Source organism: Fenollaria sp. C0166D3, from assembly GCF_056590255.1.
In genome coordinates this window covers 14,477-35,314 of the sequence record NZ_JBWPVU010000005.1, presented here as the reverse complement: position 1 = coordinate 35,314, position 20,838 = coordinate 14,477, and the positions used below count along the sequence as shown (strand labels likewise).

At 39.1% G+C, this 20,838-nt stretch carries 25 protein-coding genes; 6 read left to right on the top strand and 19 right to left on the bottom strand.

Annotated features, from left to right (window positions below; translation table 11 throughout):
• The first annotated feature begins 84 nt into the window (after window positions 1-84).
• The gene (locus AC1EJ0_RS04605) at window positions 85-342 is read left to right on the top strand and encodes an AbrB/MazE/SpoVT family DNA-binding domain-containing protein (protein ID WP_480023484.1); all 258 of its coding nucleotides are present in this window, start codon (window positions 85-87) and stop codon (window positions 340-342) included.
• Window positions 342-629 carry a type II toxin-antitoxin system RelE/ParE family toxin gene (locus AC1EJ0_RS04600; protein WP_480023485.1) on the top strand — a complete coding sequence of 96 codons (288 nt, stop codon included), beginning with the start codon at window positions 342-344 and terminating at the stop codon, window positions 627-629. Before AC1EJ0_RS04605 ends, AC1EJ0_RS04600 begins: the two co-directional genes overlap by 1 nt.
• Before the next feature lie 7 nt (window positions 630-636).
• Here AC1EJ0_RS04600 and AC1EJ0_RS04595 read toward each other — a convergent pair whose 3' ends face one another.
• From AC1EJ0_RS04595 to AC1EJ0_RS04560, 8 genes are all read right to left on the bottom strand, one after another.
• Window positions 637-912: a hypothetical protein gene (locus AC1EJ0_RS04595; RefSeq protein WP_480023486.1), complete on the bottom strand. Its 276-nt coding sequence runs from the start codon at window positions 910-912 to the stop codon at window positions 637-639.
• A gap of 387 nt (window positions 913-1,299) precedes the next feature.
• Window positions 1,300-2,244, bottom strand: a complete 945-nt coding sequence (locus AC1EJ0_RS04590; RefSeq protein ID WP_480023487.1) for a hypothetical protein — start codon at window positions 2,242-2,244, stop codon at window positions 1,300-1,302.
• A 12-nt stretch (window positions 2,245-2,256) separates the two neighbouring features.
• Complete coding sequence (locus tag AC1EJ0_RS04585; protein ID WP_480023488.1) at window positions 2,257-3,693, bottom strand: MBOAT family O-acyltransferase; 1,437 nt, start codon at window positions 3,691-3,693, stop codon at window positions 2,257-2,259.
• Window positions 3,694-3,757: 64 nt separating this feature from the next.
• On the bottom strand, window positions 3,758-4,450 hold the full coding sequence (locus AC1EJ0_RS04580; RefSeq protein ID WP_058259578.1) for a Crp/Fnr family transcriptional regulator: 693 nt from the start codon (window positions 4,448-4,450) through the stop codon (window positions 3,758-3,760).
• 1 nt (window position 4,451) lies between these two features.
• On the bottom strand, window positions 4,452-4,736 hold the full coding sequence (locus tag AC1EJ0_RS04575; protein WP_480023489.1) for a cupin domain-containing protein: 285 nt from the start codon (window positions 4,734-4,736) through the stop codon (window positions 4,452-4,454).
• Window position 4,737: 1 nt separating this feature from the next.
• Window positions 4,738-5,916 (bottom strand): glucose-6-phosphate isomerase, encoded by a 1,179-nt coding sequence (locus AC1EJ0_RS04570; RefSeq protein ID WP_480023490.1) that lies wholly within the window; start codon window positions 5,914-5,916, stop codon window positions 4,738-4,740.
• A gap of 101 nt (window positions 5,917-6,017) precedes the next feature.
• On the bottom strand, window positions 6,018-6,368 hold the full coding sequence (locus AC1EJ0_RS04565) for a helix-turn-helix domain-containing protein (RefSeq protein WP_480023491.1): 351 nt from the start codon (window positions 6,366-6,368) through the stop codon (window positions 6,018-6,020).
• Entirely contained in the window at window positions 6,361-6,651 is a 291-nt protein-coding gene (locus AC1EJ0_RS04560) for a type II toxin-antitoxin system RelE/ParE family toxin (protein ID WP_480023492.1), read from the bottom strand. The genes AC1EJ0_RS04565 and AC1EJ0_RS04560 overlap by 8 nt, the downstream gene beginning before the upstream one ends.
• 217 nt (window positions 6,652-6,868) lie before the next feature.
• On the opposite strand from AC1EJ0_RS04560, the gene tpx reads away from it, so the two are divergent.
• The 3 genes from tpx (at window position 6,869) to AC1EJ0_RS04545 (ending at window position 8,717) form a co-directional block, all read left to right on the top strand.
• Window positions 6,869-7,381, top strand: a complete 513-nt coding sequence (gene tpx / locus AC1EJ0_RS04555) for a thiol peroxidase (protein ID WP_480023493.1) — start codon at window positions 6,869-6,871, stop codon at window positions 7,379-7,381.
• Between the two features lie 317 nt (window positions 7,382-7,698).
• Window positions 7,699-8,052: a CidA/LrgA family protein gene (locus tag AC1EJ0_RS04550; RefSeq protein WP_480023494.1), complete on the top strand. Its 354-nt coding sequence runs from the start codon at window positions 7,699-7,701 to the stop codon at window positions 8,050-8,052.
• A complete protein-coding gene (locus AC1EJ0_RS04545) occupies window positions 8,052-8,717 on the top strand; it encodes an LrgB family protein (protein WP_480023495.1) in 666 nt (221 codons plus the stop codon). The genes AC1EJ0_RS04550 and AC1EJ0_RS04545 overlap by 1 nt, the downstream gene beginning before the upstream one ends.
• 66 nt (window positions 8,718-8,783) lie before the next feature.
• Here AC1EJ0_RS04545 and AC1EJ0_RS04540 read toward each other — a convergent pair whose 3' ends face one another.
• On the bottom strand, window positions 8,784-9,641 hold the full coding sequence (locus AC1EJ0_RS04540; protein WP_480023496.1) for a DegV family protein: 858 nt from the start codon (window positions 9,639-9,641) through the stop codon (window positions 8,784-8,786).
• A gap of 39 nt (window positions 9,642-9,680) precedes the next feature.
• Window positions 9,681-11,057, bottom strand: a complete 1,377-nt coding sequence (gene pdxR / locus AC1EJ0_RS04535; RefSeq protein ID WP_480023497.1) for a MocR-like pyridoxine biosynthesis transcription factor PdxR — start codon at window positions 11,055-11,057, stop codon at window positions 9,681-9,683.
• A gap of 95 nt (window positions 11,058-11,152) precedes the next feature.
• Between pdxR and pdxS the strand changes: the two genes are divergently transcribed.
• On the top strand, window positions 11,153-12,010 hold the full coding sequence (gene pdxS, locus AC1EJ0_RS04530) for a pyridoxal 5'-phosphate synthase lyase subunit PdxS (RefSeq protein WP_480023498.1): 858 nt from the start codon (window positions 11,153-11,155) through the stop codon (window positions 12,008-12,010).
• Between the two features lie 156 nt (window positions 12,011-12,166).
• On the opposite strand, the gene AC1EJ0_RS04525 is transcribed toward pdxS, so the two are convergent.
• The 9 genes from AC1EJ0_RS04525 to AC1EJ0_RS04485 form a co-directional block, all read right to left on the bottom strand.
• Window positions 12,167-12,940 (bottom strand): protein NO VEIN domain-containing protein, encoded by a 774-nt coding sequence (locus AC1EJ0_RS04525; protein ID WP_480023499.1) that lies wholly within the window; start codon window positions 12,938-12,940, stop codon window positions 12,167-12,169.
• On the bottom strand, window positions 12,895-14,061 hold the full coding sequence (locus AC1EJ0_RS04520) for a DNA adenine methylase (RefSeq protein ID WP_480023500.1): 1,167 nt from the start codon (window positions 14,059-14,061) through the stop codon (window positions 12,895-12,897). The genes AC1EJ0_RS04525 and AC1EJ0_RS04520 overlap by 46 nt, the downstream gene beginning before the upstream one ends.
• Window positions 14,062-14,300: 239 nt before the next feature.
• A complete protein-coding gene (rlmH, locus tag AC1EJ0_RS04515) occupies window positions 14,301-14,783 on the bottom strand; it encodes a 23S rRNA (pseudouridine(1915)-N(3))-methyltransferase RlmH (RefSeq protein ID WP_480023501.1) in 483 nt (160 codons plus the stop codon).
• Window positions 14,784-15,578, bottom strand: coding sequence for an MBL fold metallo-hydrolase (locus AC1EJ0_RS04510; protein ID WP_480023502.1), 795 nt, complete (start codon window positions 15,576-15,578; stop codon window positions 14,784-14,786).
• Window positions 15,579-15,591: 13 nt separating this feature from the next.
• Window positions 15,592-16,416, bottom strand: coding sequence for a two-component system regulatory protein YycI (locus tag AC1EJ0_RS04505; RefSeq protein WP_480023503.1), 825 nt, complete (start codon window positions 16,414-16,416; stop codon window positions 15,592-15,594).
• A complete protein-coding gene (locus AC1EJ0_RS04500) occupies window positions 16,397-17,773 on the bottom strand; it encodes a hypothetical protein (protein ID WP_480023504.1) in 1,377 nt (458 codons plus the stop codon). The genes AC1EJ0_RS04505 and AC1EJ0_RS04500 overlap by 20 nt, the downstream gene beginning before the upstream one ends.
• Before the next feature lie 11 nt (window positions 17,774-17,784).
• Entirely contained in the window at window positions 17,785-18,285 is a 501-nt protein-coding gene (locus AC1EJ0_RS04495; RefSeq protein WP_480023505.1) for a hypothetical protein, read from the bottom strand.
• Window positions 18,286-18,359: 74 nt separating this feature from the next.
• Complete coding sequence (locus tag AC1EJ0_RS04490) at window positions 18,360-20,159, bottom strand: sensor histidine kinase (protein WP_480023506.1); 1,800 nt, start codon at window positions 20,157-20,159, stop codon at window positions 18,360-18,362.
• On the bottom strand, window positions 20,149-20,835 hold the full coding sequence (locus AC1EJ0_RS04485; RefSeq protein WP_058259593.1) for a response regulator: 687 nt from the start codon (window positions 20,833-20,835) through the stop codon (window positions 20,149-20,151). The genes AC1EJ0_RS04490 and AC1EJ0_RS04485 overlap by 11 nt, the downstream gene beginning before the upstream one ends.
• Between the last annotated feature and the right edge of the window lie 3 nt (window positions 20,836-20,838).

Here is a 20,838-nt window from a genome sequence, read left to right as displayed (position 1 = left end):
TCAATAAATATGTATTGACAGAGGCTTTGTAAAAAGATATAATATAATTAGAAAGTAAGAAATTCCAACTAAGGAGGTAAGGCTATGTTAGTTGAGTTAAAAGCTAAATCGCAAGTGACTATACCTAAGGAAATAGTGAGCTTGATGAATTTAAGTCAAGGAGATAAATTTGAAATTATTGAGGAAAGTGGCAGGATAGTTTTGATCCCACTTGAAGTCTACCCAAAGAATGTGATTGATGAATTAAAGGCCTCAGTTAAAGAGATAAAGGCAAGCATTGACAATGGTGAAAGACCTGTCTTTGACTCGATAGATGCCTTGTTTGAAGAGCTGGATAAGTAATGAAATACAAAATTACTTATTCGGATGCGTTCAAAAAGCATTACAAAAAACTATCAGATATAGAAAAGGCTCAGACAAAGAAAAAAATTAGTTTTTTTGTAGAAAATCCCTATCATCCGTCACTAAGAACTAAAAAAATAAAAGGCAGTGACAATATTTATGAGTTTTCTGTCAACATGGACATAAGAGTTATATGGTTTTATCATAATGATGAAGTCATTATACTTTTGGATATTGGTCACACGATATACTTAATAAGATTTAAAAATGCTAGACGTCGTGTCTAGCATTGTTTTATTTCTTTTCTTTAAATAAGGTAATGCTGTTGATAATAATCGATCCTGCTGAGCAAACGAAAAGGCCATTTATCAATGTTGGAGCAGTGTCTTCAAGTGCAGCGAAGTCCTTTATAAAGAATAGATTAAGCTCCTCTTTAAGAGCCACCCACAAAGTAATTATACTTAGAGCCATGCTCATAAATCTAAAATATTTTGCCTCTTTTCCTTTAAATGCGAAAACCAAATTTAATATGGCAAATATTACTGCCAAAATACCAAATGCGAACCACATAGATAAAACCTCCTATTTTCTTATCTTTAATCAAAATTTTATTTATTCACAATTAACACAAACTATTTGAAGAACCTCGTCCAAAATGGACGAGAACCTTTGCACATCGAAAATTGTTTTCCTTCGCTTGCTGGTCTACGAAAACTGATAATTTCTAAGCTTGTTCACCTGTGAGCCCATATTCGTTCGCTGCGCTCAACTAGATGGTCTCACGGGCGGCTCACTTCGCAAAGAAATTTAAACAGTTTTCTCCGAATGCTGCGCTCGTGAAAATCAATTTTCTCACTATTAGTTCCAGGCGCACAGTGCGCAGCACCAAGGTTCTCGGGACCCATCCAAAGCTTTAGCTTTGATGATGGGTGAGGTTCTTCTTTGAATGCGAAAAAATTATTTATTCAAAACATTTTTAATAAAGTAACCAGTAAACTTCCCTGCTCCTTCACTATTCAAATGCGACGCATCGTAATAATCATCAAAACCCAGATCCTCATCCATTGCCTTAGTAAAGTCTATAAAATCCGCGCCTATACTATTCAAATACTCCTCAAGTGCTGCGATATTCTCATCGTAGACATCCTTTGTGTAAACCGGCGTCTTTATAAAATGCACTTCAACTCCATTTTTCTTAGCAAGATCATTTATCCTCTTAAGCGCGGCGTACTTTTTCTCTCTAAAATCCTTATCGCGCGCGTTAGCGATATTATCAAGGTTTTCCTTGCTTAGCTCGGGATTTTTAACAAATTCTTTGCTCTGACGTTCAAGCTTCACAAAACCATTTAAGTCGTCGTGGTAGTCTTTCCACTTGGCCTCGTAATCCTTCTCCTCAAGCGATCTCCATCTTGTATGGTACTTGATTAGCGGCATCACATTCTCCGCCCATTCCTCAGGAGGAAGGCTATCCTTAATCATCATCGCCTTATTTATGCCCATGGGGAAGTAGTCGGTGTAAGTGTGGACGCTGCCCTCATCTATCTCATTCATTGCCAAGGCATCGAGCACGTCAACGTAGATGGCCTTTGGCTTTGACCTCTTAATCGCTTCCTTGATGTAGTAGTATGTCGCCTCAAGCGGCTGCTTTTGGCTCGCTAAAATGTATGAAGTGACGCCATGTTCTGCCAAATCCTCTGTATCGAAGGAGCAATAAGCGTGCGACGTGCCAAAGAAGATGACGTCGTAAGGCTTGTCCTCATTGAAGTAGCCCGCAATCTTGTTAATCATGTCCCAAGGCTTCACGTCAGATTTTCTAATGAAGATGATATTTAATTTTGCAAGCGCAAGGCCCAGTATAATCACAAAGCCCGCGATTTTTAAAATTCTCTTAATGTATTTCATCTCTCTCACCCTTTAGAACTGGAAGTAAATGAACTGCGCTTCGCTGTAGCCCGGTCCGTAAATCCCAAAAATCAATGTCGCTATCAATAAAAATATATATATCGGCCATCTTATAACTAGGCTTCTCCTCTCGATATTGTCCGCAAGTTTCACTTTATTGTAAATTAATATATCGATTACCACGAGTATGGCAATCGCAATGAGTAAAATGACTGTATCTTCGTAAGGAAAAGCGATGGACGCATCTAGGCTTCCTGCCTGTCTCTTAAGTATGCCAAGTAAATAGGCTTTTGCCGCGCCAATATTTTTGCTTCTAAAGATGACAAAACTCAAAACTGCAACGACAAAGGTAATAAGCCTACGAATATTTTTATAAATAAAATTATCTCTGATACCCTTTGTGATGCCTTTAAAACTATCTTCCAAGATATTGAAAACGCCATGAATAAGGCCCCAAAGAACGAAAGTGTAGTTCGCTCCATGCCAAAGACCGCTCACTAAAAAGACGATTAAAACGTTTAAGTGCTTTCTGAAAGCGCCCTTTCTGTTTCCGCCCAAAGGGATGTAAAGGTAGTCCTTAAACCAAGTAGATAGCGAAATGTGCCAGCGTCTCCAAAATTCTGTGATTGACGCCGATAGGTATGGCGCTCTAAAATTGTCCATAAGATCGTAGCCTAAGACCTTTGCCGAGCCCTTTGCGATGATTGAATATGAATAAAAATCGCAATAGATTTGCACGGCGAATAAAAGGGCTCCGTAGCATAAAAAGATGTATGAGTAGCCTTGGTAGCCGTCAAAGACTTGGTTTACGAAGATCGCTGCCCTATCTGCAATGACTAGCTTTAGGAAAAAGCCCCAAAGTATGTAAAGAAGCCCTTTAGATAGGTTTTCGTAACGTCTGTGGCCTAAATTATCTATTTGCGTAAGAAGGTTTTTTGACCTCTCTATCGGCCCAGCGACCAATTGCGGGAAGAACGAGACGAAGAGAGCGTAATTAATAAAGTTCCTCTCGGCCTTGATCTCGCCTCTGTAAACGTCAACGATGTAGCCAAGCGCTTGAAATGTATAAAAGGATATGCCGACTGGCAGCAAAACGTCTATGACAGGCATGTCAATACTTAGAGCCGCTATGCCAAGTATTTTATTTATAAAATTAACTGTGAAACTGTAGTACTTAAAGACGAAGAGTATCGCCAAATTGACAAAGAAGCAAAGTCCGAGATAGAGCTTTTTCTTTTGTTTCGCTCCCACCATATCCATGGCGATGGCTGTTAAGTAAGTCGCTACTGTGCTAAATAGCATTAGTAGTGAGTACTTAAGATTCCAGCACGAATAAAAGAAATAGCTTGCCAAGAGCAAAAAGACTCTCTTAAGCTTCTTTGGTAGTATGAAATAAACTAGGCAAACGATTGTAAAGAACACAATGTAGCCAGCTGAGTTAAATAGCATATAAAATCTCCTATGTATCTAAAATGGACAAAGAGCTGATTTTGCGCGCCTTTGTCCAAGTTCATCATATAGTTTTGTCTGAAAGTTTTTTAATATCGTTAATAATAATCTTGCTGCGTTCGAGCGTGATGATGCCCTCGTCTTGGAATTGGCTGAGCTTTCTCGATATAGTCTCGCGCGTAAGCCCCGTAAAGGAGCCCATCTCCTCGCGATTGATCTTAAGATCGACCGTGATGACGCCATCATTGATCGAGCCCGATATTTTTATAAGGTTAATAAGGGCTTTAGCAACCTTCATGTCCGCGTTAATGACTGAAAGCCTGTCTATGAGCTCTTCTGACTTTCTGATTCTGTAATAAGCTTCCTCCAGAACTTTCAAAACGAAGTCGCGGTTCTTAAGCATGATGTTTTCGAAATCGTATTTATTTATGACTATGATCTTTGCATTCGTTGTGGCAGCTGCATTGTAGACGTACTTGTCTTGGTAAAGTATGTTGAAGCCGCCAACGAAGTCGTCCTTTTTGTAGATGTAGAGGATTTGCTCCCTGCCATCCGAAAGGTACATCGATATCTTCATAAAGCCTTCGTAGACGATAAACATCCTGTCCGCGCTGTCCCCTGATGAGAATATAGCGTCGCCACGCTTAAAAGTCTCGAGCTTAAGACCTTTTTTGATCTCCATCAGCTCGTCATCGGAAAAGTATGAAAAAAGTGGTATCTTCTTTAAATCAATATTATCTGGGAATTTATTATTCATCTTATTCTTTATTTACTAAGACTACAAGGCTCTCACTGTCATCCATTGCCACCGCGCTTATGGTATTAGTGCCATCGAAGTTAAGCGCTTCGCCCGCCTTAACAACATGCTTTTCCACTTCGCCAATGGTGATTTCGAAAGAACCCTTCATTACAGCGAAAACTATCTCCTTATCAGGATGATTGTGTTTTTCAATAGTATCGCCCTTCTTCAAAATTTTGTGAACGAAATTAACTCCGTTTATGCTTTTTATCAAGCCTTCTTCTTTTAAAACTTTTGCTAACATCTTATCCCTCCTCTAATATATTTCTAATTTTTTCCTTGTAAACTTCAACGCCCGGCTGACCATAAGGCTCAAGCATGTCCATAGCTGCGTTGTAGACGCAGGCTGCCATGTAGAAGATGGCGAGCTTTGCAAGACTCTCCTCGTCTATGGCATTTAATTTAATAGCACAGCTTGGCACGCCGCCCATGTGATGCGCCTTAACCGTAGCTTTGAAGGCAATTTCATTTATCTTATTTAAATTGTTTATAGCCTCGTCTTGACTTATGAGCTGCTCTGCAAATATATGGGTCTCGATTATATTGCGCCTGCCCTCTTGCAAGAGCTGACCCATAGAGTGAAGGTCCTGAGTGTATTTAAGATTTGAAACTATCAGTCCCTTGCCGTCCTTTGCAAGCGATTCGCAAAGAAGCTGCTTGATCCACTCAGTAAATGACGCGAGCCTTTCCTCGTAAATGCTGATAAACTCAAGCGCGTAAGTATCTCCAGCAAGGTGCCTATAGTAAGCGTAGTCAAGAGCCGTATTAGCACTGCCACTATTATCAAAATACTCTTCCTTAGCATTTTTTATACCCAAAACAAGCGCATCTATATCAAGCCCCGCAATAGCCATTGGCAAAATGCCAACTGCAGTGAAAACGCTGTAGCGACCGCCGATGTCCTCAGGTATAGTAAAAGTCTTTATATTATGTACCCTAGCGAACTTTGCTAATTCACTAGTCTTCGAGCTCGTCACTATAACACCATTAGCAAAGTCAATACCCTTCTTCTTCATATCCTCAAGGAAGATTTCGAAGACAAGTTTCGTCTCCATCGTAGTTCCCGACTTACTTATCACGTTTATGGCGTAGCGCTTGTCACGTAATTCGTGAAGAAGCTTAGTAATGCAGCCGCTGTCAAGCATATTGCCTGTGAAATATATAGGAAAATCACTTCCTAAAGCGTCGATGAAAGCCTTGGCACCGATAAATGATCCGCCGATGCCGATAACAACGAGAGCGTCAAAGTCCTTGCGAATGCGCTCAGCAGTGTTTTTTACGTCACTAATAAAGGCCTCGCTTAAGTAGTCAAGCCTAATCCAGTCCGACGCATATTTCGTATGAAATTGTTTAAACGCATCAAGCTTTTTCTCGGATGCATTCGCCTCGTATTGAAGCGGCTCCTTGAATATATCAAGCTGCATTTGATTCACCTCGCTTATAAGTATCTATATTATAACACGAAAGAGCATAAATTTCCACAAAAAATCGTGACTTAAAAAGCCACGATACTTTGATATATTATTTAATTGTTTTCAATTGGTACAACTGCTAGAGTTTTTCCTAAAGGTTTTAGTATTTTAATAAGTGTACTTACTTGAGGACTAGTCTTGCCTGTCTCCATCCTAGCAATTATTGGTTGTTTGACTCCACTTAGTTCTTCTAGCTTCTTTTGACTAATGCCTTGCTCGTTTCTTGCTCTTACTAGTTCATCAATTAACTGAACACGTAAATCACTTTCAAGTATTTCATCTGGACTCATAAGTGAATCCATAAATTCTAAAGCATCATCGCCTAAAGCATCTTGACCACGTTTCTTTACATCTATAAGTTTTTCTTCAGCTTCTTTTATAGCCTTATTATAATCTTTACTCATCCTCTTCACTCCTTTCAACATAATCCTTCATTAATCTCTTTGCTTTTTCTATTTCTTTATTAGGTGTCTTTTGCGTTTTCTTTATGAAATGAGACAATAACACGATTTTATCTCCATAATATGTAAAGAAAAGTATCCTGTTTCTTAACGGTCTTAGCTCCCAAACCTCACCATCTATATGCTTCACATATGGTTCCGACAATGCTGTACCATGAATTTGTAATAGCTTTATGTAGTCTCTTATCTTGTTAAAATTAATTCGGCTGTCCTTGTCACTCTTCATATGAAGTTTTTCCAGATACTCTTTTACTTCTTGTTTACCTTTTTTATCTTTATAAAATATTATTGAGTACACTTCAATATACCTTCCTCTCAACTATATTATACTAAAGCTCTTTACATTTGTCAAGTACTTTTAAGTTATTATATCCAATAATATAAATTTACCCGTTTAAAAATTTTCATTTAGGGTAAATAAATTACACTAGGGGGTAATAAATATGAACGAAAGAAAAGGTATAATTACATTTGGCGGAGATCCAGTTACATTAATTGGTGAAGAAACAAAAGTAGGCAGCAAGGCGCCTGAATTTAAGGCACTTAAGAATGACTTGTCAGAGTTTTCTCTTGACGAAGTGGAAGGCAAAGTAGTCATCATCAGCTCAGTTCCTTCCATTGACACACCTGTTTGCGAATTACAAACAAAGAGATTCAACGAAGAAGCTGCTAAGCTAGGTGATGCAGTTGTTTTAACACTTAGCTGTGACCTACCATTTGCCCAATCAAGATTTTGCGCTGCAGACGGCATTGACAAGGTCATAGTTTTATCAGACCACAGAGACCTTGATTTTGGTACAAAATACGGTCTTGTGATCAAAGAGCTTCGTCTACTTGCAAGAGCCATCACTATCATTGATAAGGACGGCACTATCAAGTACCAAGAAATCGTTAGCGAAGTAACTAATCATCCTGATTACGACAAAGCTTTGGAAGAAGCAAAGAAGCTTATCTAAGTAAATACTTTTTTATATGACAATAGCTGGGCCACGAGGTCCAGCTATTATTTTTGAAAATAGTTTTTGCAAACAAAAAAAACGCTCGGCCAAAGAACGTTTTTTTAGGTGGTGTAAATTATGTGTCTAAGATTATTCTTACAATTTAATTATACTATAGTCCATAATTTTAAATATGTCAATGGATTTCGCATAAATCGCCGCTTGTATAATAAATTACAATATATGGCCCTCTTAGTATAGATAAATTTTATAAATATACTCTTTTCATCTCGCCATATTAATGGTATACTATTTAGGAATAAGGAGTGATATATTTGAATACAGTTTTTGGAATTATAATTGTGGCGGCGGTGACAGTTTTAAGTGAGTTCTTATCAAAGACCATAGCGCTTCCTGTTCCTGCAAGCATATACGGCATCATTATACTTTTTTTGCTCTTGCAAATGGGTCTCGTTAAAAAAGAAAAAGTCGAAGGCGTGTGCAAATTTTTAATTAAAATCATGCCATTGACATTTATACCGAGCGCAGTTGCACTAATCGACAGCTTCCTAGACCTTAAGGCCATCATAGTCCCTGTCGTAGCCTCTATTGTCTTTTCAACGATTTTTGTTATGGCAACGACAGGCTTTTTCTGCGAAACGCTTTTAAAGAGAAGGAAGGTGAAGTAATGACAGCAATTTTAATGCTTCTGCTAACAGCACTTCCATACTTTTTCTTTGTCTACGTAAAAAAGAAGACAAAGTGGTCCTTTATCAATCCGCTTCTTTTTGCTATAGCAGTCGACATGGCGGTACTTTTAAGTTTTAAGATAGACAGCAAAACTTACGCTTCTGGCGCAAAATACGTTTCGCTGCTTTTAACGCCAGCAACCATAGCCCTAGCATATCCATTATATGAAGAGCTGAAAACTATAAAAAAAGACATAGTCCCAATACTTATGAGCATAGTCTTCGGCGTATTATCTTCAGTTTTAACGGTTTTTGTGATATATAAGATATTTATGCTTGAAAAAGTGCATTTCGCAACGCTACTACCTAAGTCCATCACCACAGCTATAGGCATAGACGTCTCTAGGTCTATGGGCGGGATAGTATCGATTACGGTCTTTACCATCATATTCACGGGGATATTTGGCGCTATAGTGAGCGATTGGGTCTTTAAGCTTATGAAAATTAAGTCTGACATCGCTAAGGGCGTTGCCTTGGGAAGCGCCTCGCACGCAATAGGTACGGCTAAGGCTAATACTATGAATGAACTTACTGGGGCGGCGAGCTCGATGAGTTTAGTCATCAGTGGCATACTAAGCGTAATTTTACTACCTTTGTTTATATAATCAATTTGCAAAGATAATCAAAAATGGATATCTCAGTTTTATCTGTGATATCCATTTCATTTCCATCTAATTAAATTTTTTCACTGCGCATATATGAACTGTGCCCGGACCTGTGTGAGCGCCTATGCTCACGGCAAATGGATTTAGTTCTATCGTCTTATCAGGGTACTTTTCTACAAGCGCATCCCTTACCTTAGTCGCAAGATCAATGCAATCTGCGTGGCAAACCATGATCCTGTCGTCATAAAGCTCGTGTCCGACCTCTTCCTCAAATATGTCTACTGTCTTTGCTATGGCTCTGTTAGTGCCTCTAACCTTGTCCCTTGTGTAAATTACTCCATCGTCATGAAGGTGAAGAATGACCTTCATATTGATTAAATTGCCGATAGTCGCCTTAAGCTTCGAGACTCTGCCGCCTCTTTGCAAGTACTCAAGCGAATCGACAAAGAAAACATATCTCGTGTTCTTCACAAAATTATCCGCATATACCTTAAGCTCGTCAAAGCTCATGCCCTCCTTCGCAAGCTTTGCAAGATTTATAGCCATCAAACCTTGGCCCATGGATGCGCCGCGCGAGTCAACGAGTAAAAGCCTGTCATCACCTATACCCAAAGAGTTCTTTGCAAGAACCGCGTTGTTAAAAGTTGACGACATGCCAGTAGAAAGCGATACGTATATCGCCTTATCATATTTATCTAAAACTTCCTCAAATTTCACTTCGTATTCGTGCGGAGTGATCGCTCCAGTCTTGTAAACAGCGCCATTTCTCATGTCATCGTAGATTTCTTTGCCGCTGATGTCGACGCCATCTAAGTAAGTTTTGTCATCTTTCATAATGGCGATTGGCATTATATCTATAGAAAAGTCCTTAGCTAAGTCTTTACCTATATCTGAAGCCGAATCTGTTATAATCTTAATACTCATGATTTCCTCCTCATATATACTTATTATATGATAAATTTACTATTTTTTCAAGTCCAGAATTATTTTTTTCACTATGCTCATGGCAGAGCGGATCTCATCCTCAGCCATAGCCCCGTAACCAAGCAGTAGCGCGTCCTTCGCCATAGGCTCCTCACTTAGATAATAGTCTTTGAGTCTTGAGGCTTTTATGCCACTCATTTGAAGCGCCTTGACAATGTCTTCATAATCATCTACGCCATCGACATATACTTTAAGATGCATGCCAGCCATGGAGTCGATGGCGTGAAGGCCGTCTATGTCCTCGAGCTCATCAAGTAGCACGAGCCGCTTCTTATTGTAAATGCCCTTCATTCTGTTGAGCTGCCTTTCGAAGTGGCCGCCCTTCATAAAGTCCTTGACAAGTATCTGAACTATGTTTGACACGGTCGAGTTGATCTGCGGCTTGACCTCGTAGTACCTCTTGAGTAGCTCGTTCGGCAAAACCATGTAACTAAGTCTTAACAAGGGACTGATGGATTTTGAAAAATTCGCGATGTAGATGACTTTATCCATCTCGTCGAGGCTCTTTAAGGGTGAGAGCGCCCTCGATGAGTACCTAAACTCGCTGTCGTAGTCGTCTTCAATGATGTAGCGGCCGCTTGCCCCATAAGCCCAGTTCAAAAACTCGAAACGCCTCTTGATTGGCATGACGGTCGCCGTCGGAAATTGGTTCGATGGTGTAAGTAGCGCAGCCGTAAGGTTTGCACGCTTAAAGCGCTCGAAGCTCATCCCACTATTATCCAATCTAATGGGCTCGTAGTCAATATTATTGAGCTTCAAAAGCGTTTTGAGCTCCTTGTAGCCTGGATTTTCGAGGCCAAGGCGAAGCTTTTTATCCAAAATGATGAAGACTATAGTCAAAAGCTGCTCAAGACCCGAACTGATGATGATATTATCCTCGCTAGTCTTGATGCCGCGCGCCTTGAAGAGGTAATTCTTGATCTCGTGACGCAAACCAAAAAGACCTTGGTAGTCCCTCTCGTAAAATTCCTCGTCGTAAATGACCTCTTGCGTGAAAATCTTTTTAAATTTGTCTATTGGGTAGCTTTCTTTATCCCCTTCGGTTATGGCAAAGGAGTACTTGTAGCTCTCCTTCTCTGGTCTAGTCGCGTTTATGGGCTCCGCCTTAAAATTATACAAAGAACCGATCTCGCTAACGAAGTAGCCGCGCTTCTCGACGCTCTCTATGTAGCCTTCGCAGCTAAGGGCGTCGTATGCCGCTCTAACAGTATTCGTGGCGACAGACATCTCCTTAGCGAGCGCCCTCTTAGATGGCAGCCTCTCGCCTTTCTTGAAGCGTCCCTCAAGTATGGCGTCCTTAAAATATTCATATATCTCTTCATAAATGGGCTTATCGCCTTTCAAATCTATTTGCATAGCTCCTCCTATCTGGTACCATCAAATTAATCATAATTGGTACTTTTAATTATACCATAATCCAAGTATAATAGCTATAAAAGAGGAGGAATATTATGAATAAAAAATTTTTAGACTTTACAAATACACTTAAAGGCGGCGTCATCATGGACGTTACTAATCCTGAGGAAGCGAAGATTGCTGAAAGTGCTGGCGCATGCGCTGTCATGGCGCTTGAGAGGGTGCCTGCGGACATCAGACGCGAAGGCGGCGTTGCTAGGATGAGCGACCCAGAAATGATTTTGGAGATAAAAAAAGCTGTCAAGATCCCTGTTATGGCGAAGTGCAGAATCGGTCACTTTGTTGAGGCAGGCGTTTTGGAAGCGCTTGGCATTGACTACGTCGATGAATCGGAAGTTTTGTCTAAAGCTGATAACGACAATCACATAGATAAATACAAGTTCGACGTGCCTTTCGTTTGCGGAGCGAGAGACCTTGGCGAAGCGCTTAGAAGGATTGAAGAAGGTGCATCGATGATTAGAAGCAAGGGCGAAGCAGGTACTGGCGACGTCGTACAAGCTGTGAGCCACTTAAGACAAATACTTGGCGGCATATCGCTACTTGTGTCGAAGAGAGAGGACGAGCTTTATACTTTTGCAAAGGAATATAGAGTTAGCTACGATATAGTGAAATACGTTCATGACAATAAGAGACTACCTGTACTAAACTTCTCAGCTGGCGGTGTCGCAACACCTCAAGACGCAGCACTTATGAGAAGACTTGGTGCTGAAGGCGTCTTCGTTGGCAGCGGTATATTTAAGAGTGAAGATCCAGAGAGAAGAGCTAAGGCAATAGTTAAGGCAGTGGAAAATTATGAAGACAACAAGATTATAGCTGAGGTGGCGACTGGACTGGGTAAGGCTATGTTTGGGATTAATGAAGATGAACTTCAAATAAAAATGGCCGATAGATAAAATTTCACGCCAAAATTGTGTGATCAGATTTGCTGACATAATAATTGTATGAAATATAAATTTAGACATAAAAGAAGGACAGAGAAAAATAAATCTCTGTCCTTTGTTTTTATTTGTGTGTGACAGTATTTGGCTATGATTTTTTATAATAATAAATCACTTTTCTTTTACAGCAAATGTTATTGGATCAAAATAATAATTATTTAATAAATCAGTGGCTGTTATAATTTTTATCAATCCTCTTCTTGTGCTCTTATCAAAATTGTATACCCTATATATAACTGCGCCATTATTCTCATATTCCTCAAAGAATTTTTTCTCATTTCTGCTCATGTAAAAAACACCATTAGCTGGTCCAGAACTTGTTTTTACTTCTATTCTTAATATATTTCCATTATTATCTATTGAACTAATGTCATATCCTAATCCATCACCTTGCAATTTACTTAAATGTTGCACTCTATCAACATCACTTGGACTAAATTCAGAAACCCTATCCCTTTCATATTGACAAACAAATTCTTCCCCCATATTTCCAATTTCTTTATTTTCTTCATATTTATTTGCCCAGTCAACATCTCTTCCAACAAATTTTTTAGATCTTCTTTTTCTGTTTTTAATTTCAGTTTTAGATATTGCAGATAAGTTTATGTTCGCAATGCCATCTACAGCTGTAAAAGTAGCCTCTGCACCGCTCTTGTCTAGTTCAAATCCCTCATCGTATATCTTTTTTTTCACTGCTTGATGTGAAACTATATTACCTATTCTTTGTATTATTTTAATTTCATTTCTCGAATCAGATGGTTCTTTGTCTTCATCATCAAAATTTAAAACTTCGTTTAATTTTTGCTTAACTTCAGAAGTAGTCAGTTGGCCATACTTATCTAATAAAGGCTTAATTGCTCTCCTAATTTCAGCTTCTGAGTGCATGATTTTCCCTCCTCTAATTTGTAATTTGTTATTATTAAATGCTCTGCTTTTTTGTCGTTTCTATTTTTAAAGCTAACAAGATATTTTTTATCAAAACTCTTTATGTTAAAATCTTTATATAGTTCATAAATAAAATCAGTATTTTTTATTACCAACATAAAGTTTGCTTGAATATTTTTGCAAAAATTCGATAATCTAATTTGATCTGAAGCATCAAATGAATTGTTAGCATATGTTGAAAACGAGCTATCGTATGGCGGATCTAAAAATATAAAATCTCCTTTTGACGGCCCATAAACTTCCATAAAATTTTCAAAATCTAAAGAACTAATATTTGTTTTTCTTAATCTTGATATAATTTCTTTACTTTCCATATATTCTATTTTTTTTGTTAAGTATTTTCTATTATAACTTATGCCTCCATATGGAACATTAAAACAATTATTTTTATTATATCTAAACATAGACGAATAACAATACTCTCTTATAAAATAAAAAATAGCACTTTTGAAATTGCTGTCTATGTTTTCCGAATGATTATATAAATATCTAAAATGTGTATAAAGACCGCTTTTAAACCCTGTTTCTATATTTATTTTTACATCTTCAGTTGTTAAGTCGCCCATTCTTTGCTCTAAAACTCTCATTCTTTTTAATCTCTGAAAAACACCTTTATATAGTTCTTTTAAAACTCTTTTCCCGTCAATTATAAACTGATCATTTAACATACCGTTAAAATCGTCCGAATTAGTTATAATAAAATCTTTTATATACAATGAAAGTTCCTTGTCTGTAATCAAGTAATTTTTATATCTTTCATATAAATCCACAAACTCAACAACATGTTCTTCAGTTATATCTTCTAGAAGTTTCCAACATTTATCTATTTCTTTTATTGCGTAAAAAAAAGTCTCATCTTGTTCTTTTATCGCTTTGTACAATCCCATCAATTCGTTAGACTTATCATTAATATAATACCTGTTAAGATTATCCAAGCCTAAATACACTGCACCACCGCCAACAAAAGGTTCATAATAGTTATTTATTTCCAAGGGTAAATTATTAAGAATTATTTTTAACTCATCACTTTTTCCGCCAGGCCACTTTATAAAAGGTTTCATCTATATCCTCCCTAATGCTCACATCAAAATCTTAAAATTTTTTTAACATCTTAAATAGTAACTACAACCTATAATAACTACTTTATTAAAAAAATATTTACAAATAAATATGTCTAACTTTATTTTACTAGTATTTACTTAAATTATAACACATATATGGTCCAAAATCACTATAATACTTGTTAAATTTAATCAATTGTCTATTTTTAATAATTAGATTAGATTAAATTATATATTATCTACTTATGATATGCCTCTCCGTTAATAATTTTAAAGCATCTAAACACCTGTTCAAGTAGTACCACTCTCATCAGTTTATGGTTCATGGTCATTCGTCCGAAGCTTAGCTTTAAGTCTGCCTTATCTGAGACTTTCTTATTAAATCCATTGGATCCTCCTATAATCAAGGTGATCTTGGAGTAACCATCGACGCCTGCGTTTTTAATCGCGTCTGCGAATTCTTCGCTCGTTAAGAGCTTTCCAGCTATTTCCAAAGTGATGACGAAGCTCTCTTCGTCAAGCTTCGTAAGTATTTCTTCTGACTCTTCATCCACTATCTTTTCGAGCTCGGCGGCTGAGAGCTTATCCGGTTTGTCTCTATCTTTGAGTTCTATAATATTAAGCGAGGCGAAGCGTGAGATGCGTTTCTTGTACTCGTCTATGGCCTCGTTTAAGTACTTTTCCTTAATTTTACCAAGTACTATCAGATCAATCTTTAGCATCTAATCCACCTCGTATACAAGTGTTCTTTTTAGTCTGTGTGTGACTCTTAGCCTAAAGTCTTCGGCTCTTCGTCCTGACTGAATGAGTTCTTTATAAACTGTCATGTAAGCGAGTTTCTCTGTGTTGTTCTCGTGCGATAGGTGCGCTAGGAAAACTAATTCGTTCTTGTCCTTTAATGACTTTTTAATCAGGTCTGCGGCCTGCATATTAGAAAGGTGGCCTTCTTCTGAACGCACTCTTCTCTTTAGGTAGTAGCTATATGGGCCCTTCTCAAGCATCTCCTCGTCGTGATTGCTCTCGATGTAGTAGATGTCGGAGTCCTTAATCTCATCCGCTATATCACCATCAACAAGGCCAGTATCTGTCAGTATGCTGAGCTTTTTATTCCCCGCGTATATGGCAAGGCCAACCGGGTCGTAGGCATCGTGATAAACCTTAAACGGCTTTATCACTAGGTCCTTCACTTCAAAAGCGCCGTCAAAGATATGAACGCAGTGCTCCTTAACTGAGCCGATGCGTGGCAGCGACGCGAGATAGGTCTTTTCATTGGCATATAGTTTTGCGCCGTACTTCCTCGAGAGTATTCCTGCGCCTTGAACGTGGTCTCTGTGCTCATGCGTTAATATAACTGCGTCTAGGTCCTTGATGTCTGTACCTATCTCCTTGAGTGCATTTTCTGTTGTCACGCCATTGAGCCCCGCATCTATCAAGACTTTGGTGTCTTTGTACTCGATGTAGTTTGCGTTTCCGCAGCTACCAGAGCTCAATGAGCAAAATTTTAATATGTCTTTCATATATTTCCCTTCGTTATAATATCATCTTGTAACCGTCTGAGAAAGTGATTCTCCAGTGCGGTTTGGCTCTAAGCCTTGTAATCTTGAGTTCTTCTGCTTGGTCGAGTGTAACTTGATCTAGGTAATAGCAAAGCTCGACTCTGTCTATGGTCTTGCCCTTTACTTCGGGCTTATCGATTATCGAAAGTATCTTGTCCTTCACATCATTCAAGGCAAAGACTTCGTCCTCTGTGTTGATGTATTCAAGGCACATTGCGTCGACTCTCCTCACGCCTCTTTTGTCAATGGTAAAGTTTATAAAGCTATTCTCCAGGTAGATGTCATCGTGCTTAACCGCGTAATGCACTTGGTAGCTCCCTTCGTCCATGTAGGCGCCGTCAAAGACCATGCCTCTAATTAAAATTTCCTTCTCTTTCAAAAATTCGTTCGCTAGCTCTATCGCCTTGTCCATATCGATATCTGGGTACTTAACTTCCTCACTTGCATCCACGTAGCTAAATAGCGTTCCTTGCGATAGTGAGACGCTTTTATCGTCCTTAGTAAGTATCTTTAGATCGTATCTGTCATCGATTTCTCCCTCGCCATTAAAAAAGTTCTCGTTAATTTTCTCAAGATCGAAGTCGTAGTACTTAAGTATATAACCCTTGTACTCGCCCCCTGTCTTGAGCTCTTTTTCGTCTATATCTATATCTTGCGCTTTAAGTATCTCAATCGCATCGTTTTTGCTAATGGATAGGCTGCCATCGTCCTTAGTTTTTTTCATATACATAGTTAATAGAACGACGTCTATAATCAAAAAGCATACTAGGAGTATGGATTTAGCTTTGTTCCAGTTCATAATCTCTCTCCTTTATCAGCTCAAATGTCTTCGCGTCGAAGATGAAGTAGCCCTTCTTCGTGTCAATACGTATCTTTGGAGCAACGGACTCCGCTTCGTCCTTCTTCACTAAATAGACGATACTGATCTTGTCAATGGACTTAAGCGGATTCTCCTCAGCGTTGTCACGAAGTAAAACTGCGTTCTTCTCAATCAGTTCGAGTATGTTCTTCGTGTAAAAAGCTTCTTGGGAGTCCTTATTGAAGCTGGCCTTATTAACCGAAGCAAAGCGCACTTCGTCCATGAAGACGTCGACGTATGCGTAGTGATCTGCGTCCTTCTCATAGTTTAGCTTTAGCCCGTCTAGGTAGTAGTCGAAGCTTATCCTATATCCCACGCTCTCTTCACTAGTAATTTCCTCTATCTTAGATAGTTTTAGTGGCTGCTCTTCATCCATATATTCTTGCAGAAAGCCTATAGCCGTCTCTATCGACTTAAGCAAATTCCTTTCCTTGTAAATCTTCTTAAGTGGGTCAAAGTACTCAATTGAGCCGTCGTACTTAAGCTTGATAACTTCTGAGTCGTAGCTATATATCTTGGAGAAGTCTTTTTCCTCAAGCTCCTTTAAATACTTTAGCTCCTTATTGAAAAACCTTTGCGCAAAACTCCTCGCATTCTCCCTGTCAAGTATGTCGAAATCGTGTGCAACTGTGTATTTATCGAAGATGTAGCTCGCGTACTCGTCTTGATACGGTATGTATAGTGGGCTTTTCTCCCCAAGTATGCTCGATGCGTTATAGTAGTACGCTAAATTCGGCTTTAGCTCAAGATTATTTACTATAGTGTTTGGTATTGAAAGAGATGTATTAAGCTCAGTAATCTTGTATATGGAAGCGTCCGTCTTAAACATCGCCTCTCCGCTATATAGAAGGATGGCTATCTCCTTAATATTTTTATCATCATCTATAAAATTATTTTTCTCCATAATATTAAAAGTTCTCGCGATTAATCTTAGAGGGAAATTGCCTATAAAAGTGAAGACAACTGATCTAGAGCTCTCTATAGCCTTTTCGTACTCCTCTTCACCAATAAGGCTCACTCTGTAATTATTTTTCGTAAAGACATCAGAAAAAAACCCTTTGAAACTTTGGAAGAGTCCTTGCTCCCCAGGGTTGTCTAAAACAGTGTGCTTGTCCTTTGAAAAGTTGACGATGGCAGTCTCGGCGCTAATATAGTCCTTTAGCTCCACCTTCTCTTTCTCCTTTGCCTCGATACCGACTCTTCTCTCACTAGAAAAGTCCAACCATAGCTTTGAACTTAAGAATATGGCAAAAATAATCAAGAAAAAAAGAAGGGCTGTCTTGATTCTTTCTCTCAATCTAGCTCCTCCTATCTCAAATTTTTTATTAGATCAATAGTTTTCATAAGTGTAATGCTTTCTGATAACTTATCTGTGTCAGTTAAGTATATGTAGAAAACCTTCTCCGACTTCGCTGTGCTTACGACTATCTTGTTAAGCCCATTCATAAGGCTAAGCTTTTTGGAGAATATACCTAAAGATCCAACACTTATACTTGTCTTTGATAGCTCTTCATATCCATCGTCCTTAATCACTTCTTCCTCAAAGTGCTTCTTAAAGTCATCAAGCTTAGGATACTTGTCCTTGTAGCTTTCAAAGTCCTTAAAGCTAATGTCCTTTAGGTAGTGTTTTATCTCAACATTCGCATTCTTCGGTGCACTGCCATTGATAAATAAAGTTTCGTCAATGGTAGAGTATATATCTTGATCAGGTTTTGTAACCTTAAATACATATGCATCTTTCGCAAAAGAAGATGATCCAATTGTGAATATGAAAAGGCATAAAATAAAGATTAAGACTTTCTTTTTCATACCTTCCCTCCTTATCTACATCTATTATAACATAGATGGGAGGGCTTTTATATTACAGTTGTATTAAATTGTTATTACGAATTTATTTCTTTATATTCGTCGATTAAGAAGGTGAATGTCGTGCCTATACCAAACTTCGAAGTGAAGACTATGTCTGCTTTGTAGGCATTTGCCATCTCCTTGGCAATGGATAGGCCTAGACCTGTTCCACCCATCTTTCTCGAGCGGCCCTTTTCGACTCTGTAGAATCTCTCGAAGATTCTCTTTTGGTCCTTCTCTGGTATGCCTATACCATTGTCAATAACATCGATGTGGATCTTTCCTAAAACTGAATATAGTTTTACCTCGATGGTACCTTCTTCATTCGTATACTTAATCGCGTTCGATATAAGATTTGTGATGATCTGTTCAAATGAGTCAGGATCGATCAGCGCCTTAAGCGGCTCGACCGCAATAGAGTAAATAAGCTTTTGCTTCTTTTCATCCGCAAGTATCTTTAATTTATCGATCGCGTCCTTAACCTTATCATTAAGCACAGTGACCTTGACGTCCTCCCCGCCCTTGTAATCGATATTCGATAGAAGAAGTAGGTCCAGAACAAGTCTGTTCATCCTGTCCGCTTCCTTCTCGATAACGCCTAGGAACTTGTTTTGCATCTCCTCTGGTACACCGCCCTCAAGCAGCGTCTCCGAGTAGGACCTTATAGCCGTGATAGGCGTCTTTAACTCGTGCGAAACATTGGCAACGAACTCCTTACGCATATTGTCAAGCCTGTGCTCCTTAGTTATGTCTTGGAACATGATGATGATGCCACCAAGACTATAGTCCTCGTTTTCGAATGGCGCATAAGTCATCTTGTAGACACCGCCCTTAAGCTCGATCTCCTCTTCGCCTTCAAGGGTAAATGGATTATCGAAATTAATCGATGAAAGCCCGATCTTGTCAAGGTTAAAGTACCTTTGCGTGTCCCTCTTTATGTCAATATCAATAAGTTTTTGCGCAACAGAGTTCGCGTGAATAAGCTCACCCTGGCTATTTAAGGCAATGATGGCCTCAGTCATATTTGTAAATATGGTCTCGAGCTTCTTTTGCTCAAGGTCTTTCTCGCTAATGGTCTTGTTTAATTCATTTGTAAGCGTGTTAAACATAGACGCCAGCTTACCTATCTCGTCTTTGCTCCTTACCTCAACCTTTTGAGTGAAGTCACCCTCAGCTAGTCTCTTGGCCTTCGCAGTCAAGCTACTGATAGGCGAAACTATTGACGAAGCGAGTAAATAAGCGATAAGTATCGTAACGAAGATCGCCGCCAAACTGATCATAGTAAGTAATTGTCTCGCCTTCTTTACAGTCGCCTCAACCATCCTTGTAGAGCTGATTACGTAGACAACGCCCTTGACCTTGCCCTTCTCCGATACGACAGGGTAGCTTAGATGCACTTCGGCGTCTATTCCTTCGCCGATAATCTTTTCGCTTAAGTTGCCCTTTAGAGCCTCAAGTAGCATCGCTTGATTAATCGTGTCAACATCATAAGCGTTTTTGCCCACTATTAGTCTAGTGCCTTCGTCGTTACCCGCAATAACGGATGGGTAGCTGTCGTTGCTTATAACGTAGACAAGTTCGTCCGCGTTAAACCTATTCTCATCGATAACAGTCTGTATGTGAGTGATAGTGTCTTCGTCCGACCAGTTCTCCTTCGTAAAGTATCTTGAGGTCGAGGTCATGGTCTCAACCTGCTTTTTGATATCGTCCTTTAGGCCCTTCATTAGCTCAGTTTCAAGCCCTGTAACAATGAAGGCAGCAACGCTCACTAGGACAAATAGTACTAGCGACGCGTAGATGATGACAAACCTAAACTTTATCGAATTAAACTTCATTTGAGATGTAATAACCCATGTTTCTTCTTGTCTTGATGTATTTGTAGTCGTCTGTTAATTTCTCGTCAACTTTTTCGCGCACACGTCTGATAGTTACGTCGACAGTCCTTACGTCGCCGATGTAGTCGTAGCCCCAAACGTCCTTAAGTAGATCCGCCCTTGAGAATACTTCGTTAGGGTGCTGCATCAGATACTTTAGCACTTCAAACTCACGAAGAGTTAGCTCAACCGGTTTTTCCTTCTTAAATACTTGTAATAGAGTCATATCCATCCTTATATCGCCTATGGTAATGGAGTTTTCAGTCGATTTGCTCTTGGGCGCACGTCTAAGATTCGCCTCAACCCTTGCAATTAACTCTCTTATGCCAAATGGCTTAGTGATGTAGTCGTCAGCACCAAGCTCTAGACCCTTGACTTTATCAGCTTCCTCTTCCTTCGCAGTCAGCATAAGTATAGGGAACTTATACTTTTGTCTTAAAAGCTCAAGCGTCTTAAAGCCGTCCATCTCAGGCATCATGACGTCAAGTAGCATTAGGTCCGGCTCGTACTCGTTCACCGCAAGCAGCGCTTCTTTGCCGTCGTGAACCGCCTTTGTCTCAAAACCTTCCTTTTGTAAATTGAACTCGATGATATCAGTTATCGTCGTTTCGTCGTCAACAATTAGTATATAACCCATAAC

Coding starts and splice junctions, on each gene's coding strand:
- AC1EJ0_RS04605 (WP_480023484.1), top strand. CDS start 85: ATGTTAGTTGAGTTAAAAGCTAAATCGCAAGTGACTATACCTAAGGAA.
- AC1EJ0_RS04600 (WP_480023485.1), top strand. CDS start 342: ATGAAATACAAAATTACTTATTCGGATGCGTTCAAAAAGCATTACAAA.
- AC1EJ0_RS04595 (WP_480023486.1), bottom strand. CDS start 912: ATGTGGTTCGCATTTGGTATTTTGGCAGTAATATTTGCCATATTAAAT.
- AC1EJ0_RS04590 (WP_480023487.1), bottom strand. CDS start 2,244: ATGAAATACATTAAGAGAATTTTAAAAATCGCGGGCTTTGTGATTATA.
- AC1EJ0_RS04585 (WP_480023488.1), bottom strand. CDS start 3,693: ATGCTATTTAACTCAGCTGGCTACATTGTGTTCTTTACAATCGTTTGC.
- AC1EJ0_RS04580 (WP_058259578.1), bottom strand. CDS start 4,450: ATGAATAATAAATTCCCAGATAATATTGATTTAAAGAAGATACCACTT.
- AC1EJ0_RS04575 (WP_480023489.1), bottom strand. CDS start 4,736: ATGTTAGCAAAAGTTTTAAAAGAAGAAGGCTTGATAAAAAGCATAAAC.
- AC1EJ0_RS04570 (WP_480023490.1), bottom strand. CDS start 5,916: ATGCAGCTTGATATATTCAAGGAGCCGCTTCAATACGAGGCGAATGCA.
- AC1EJ0_RS04565 (WP_480023491.1), bottom strand. CDS start 6,368: ATGAGTAAAGATTATAATAAGGCTATAAAAGAAGCTGAAGAAAAACTT.
- AC1EJ0_RS04560 (WP_480023492.1), bottom strand. CDS start 6,651: ATGAAGAGTGACAAGGACAGCCGAATTAATTTTAACAAGATAAGAGAC.
- tpx (WP_480023493.1), top strand. CDS start 6,869: ATGAACGAAAGAAAAGGTATAATTACATTTGGCGGAGATCCAGTTACA.
- AC1EJ0_RS04545 (WP_480023495.1), top strand. CDS start 8,052: ATGACAGCAATTTTAATGCTTCTGCTAACAGCACTTCCATACTTTTTC.
- AC1EJ0_RS04540 (WP_480023496.1), bottom strand. CDS start 9,641: ATGAGTATTAAGATTATAACAGATTCGGCTTCAGATATAGGTAAAGAC.
- pdxR (WP_480023497.1), bottom strand. CDS start 11,057: ATGCAAATAGATTTGAAAGGCGATAAGCCCATTTATGAAGAGATATAT.
- pdxS (WP_480023498.1), top strand. CDS start 11,153: ATGAATAAAAAATTTTTAGACTTTACAAATACACTTAAAGGCGGCGTC.
- AC1EJ0_RS04525 (WP_480023499.1), bottom strand. CDS start 12,940: ATGCACTCAGAAGCTGAAATTAGGAGAGCAATTAAGCCTTTATTAGAT.
- AC1EJ0_RS04520 (WP_480023500.1), bottom strand. CDS start 14,061: ATGAAACCTTTTATAAAGTGGCCTGGCGGAAAAAGTGATGAGTTAAAA.
- rlmH (WP_480023501.1), bottom strand. CDS start 14,783: ATGCTAAAGATTGATCTGATAGTACTTGGTAAAATTAAGGAAAAGTAC.
- AC1EJ0_RS04510 (WP_480023502.1), bottom strand. CDS start 15,578: ATGAAAGACATATTAAAATTTTGCTCATTGAGCTCTGGTAGCTGCGGA.
- AC1EJ0_RS04505 (WP_480023503.1), bottom strand. CDS start 16,416: ATGAACTGGAACAAAGCTAAATCCATACTCCTAGTATGCTTTTTGATT.
- AC1EJ0_RS04495 (WP_480023505.1), bottom strand. CDS start 18,285: ATGAAAAAGAAAGTCTTAATCTTTATTTTATGCCTTTTCATATTCACA.
- AC1EJ0_RS04490 (WP_480023506.1), bottom strand. CDS start 20,159: ATGAAGTTTAATTCGATAAAGTTTAGGTTTGTCATCATCTACGCGTCG.
- AC1EJ0_RS04485 (WP_058259593.1), bottom strand. CDS start 20,835: ATGGGTTATATACTAATTGTTGACGACGAAACGACGATAACTGATATC.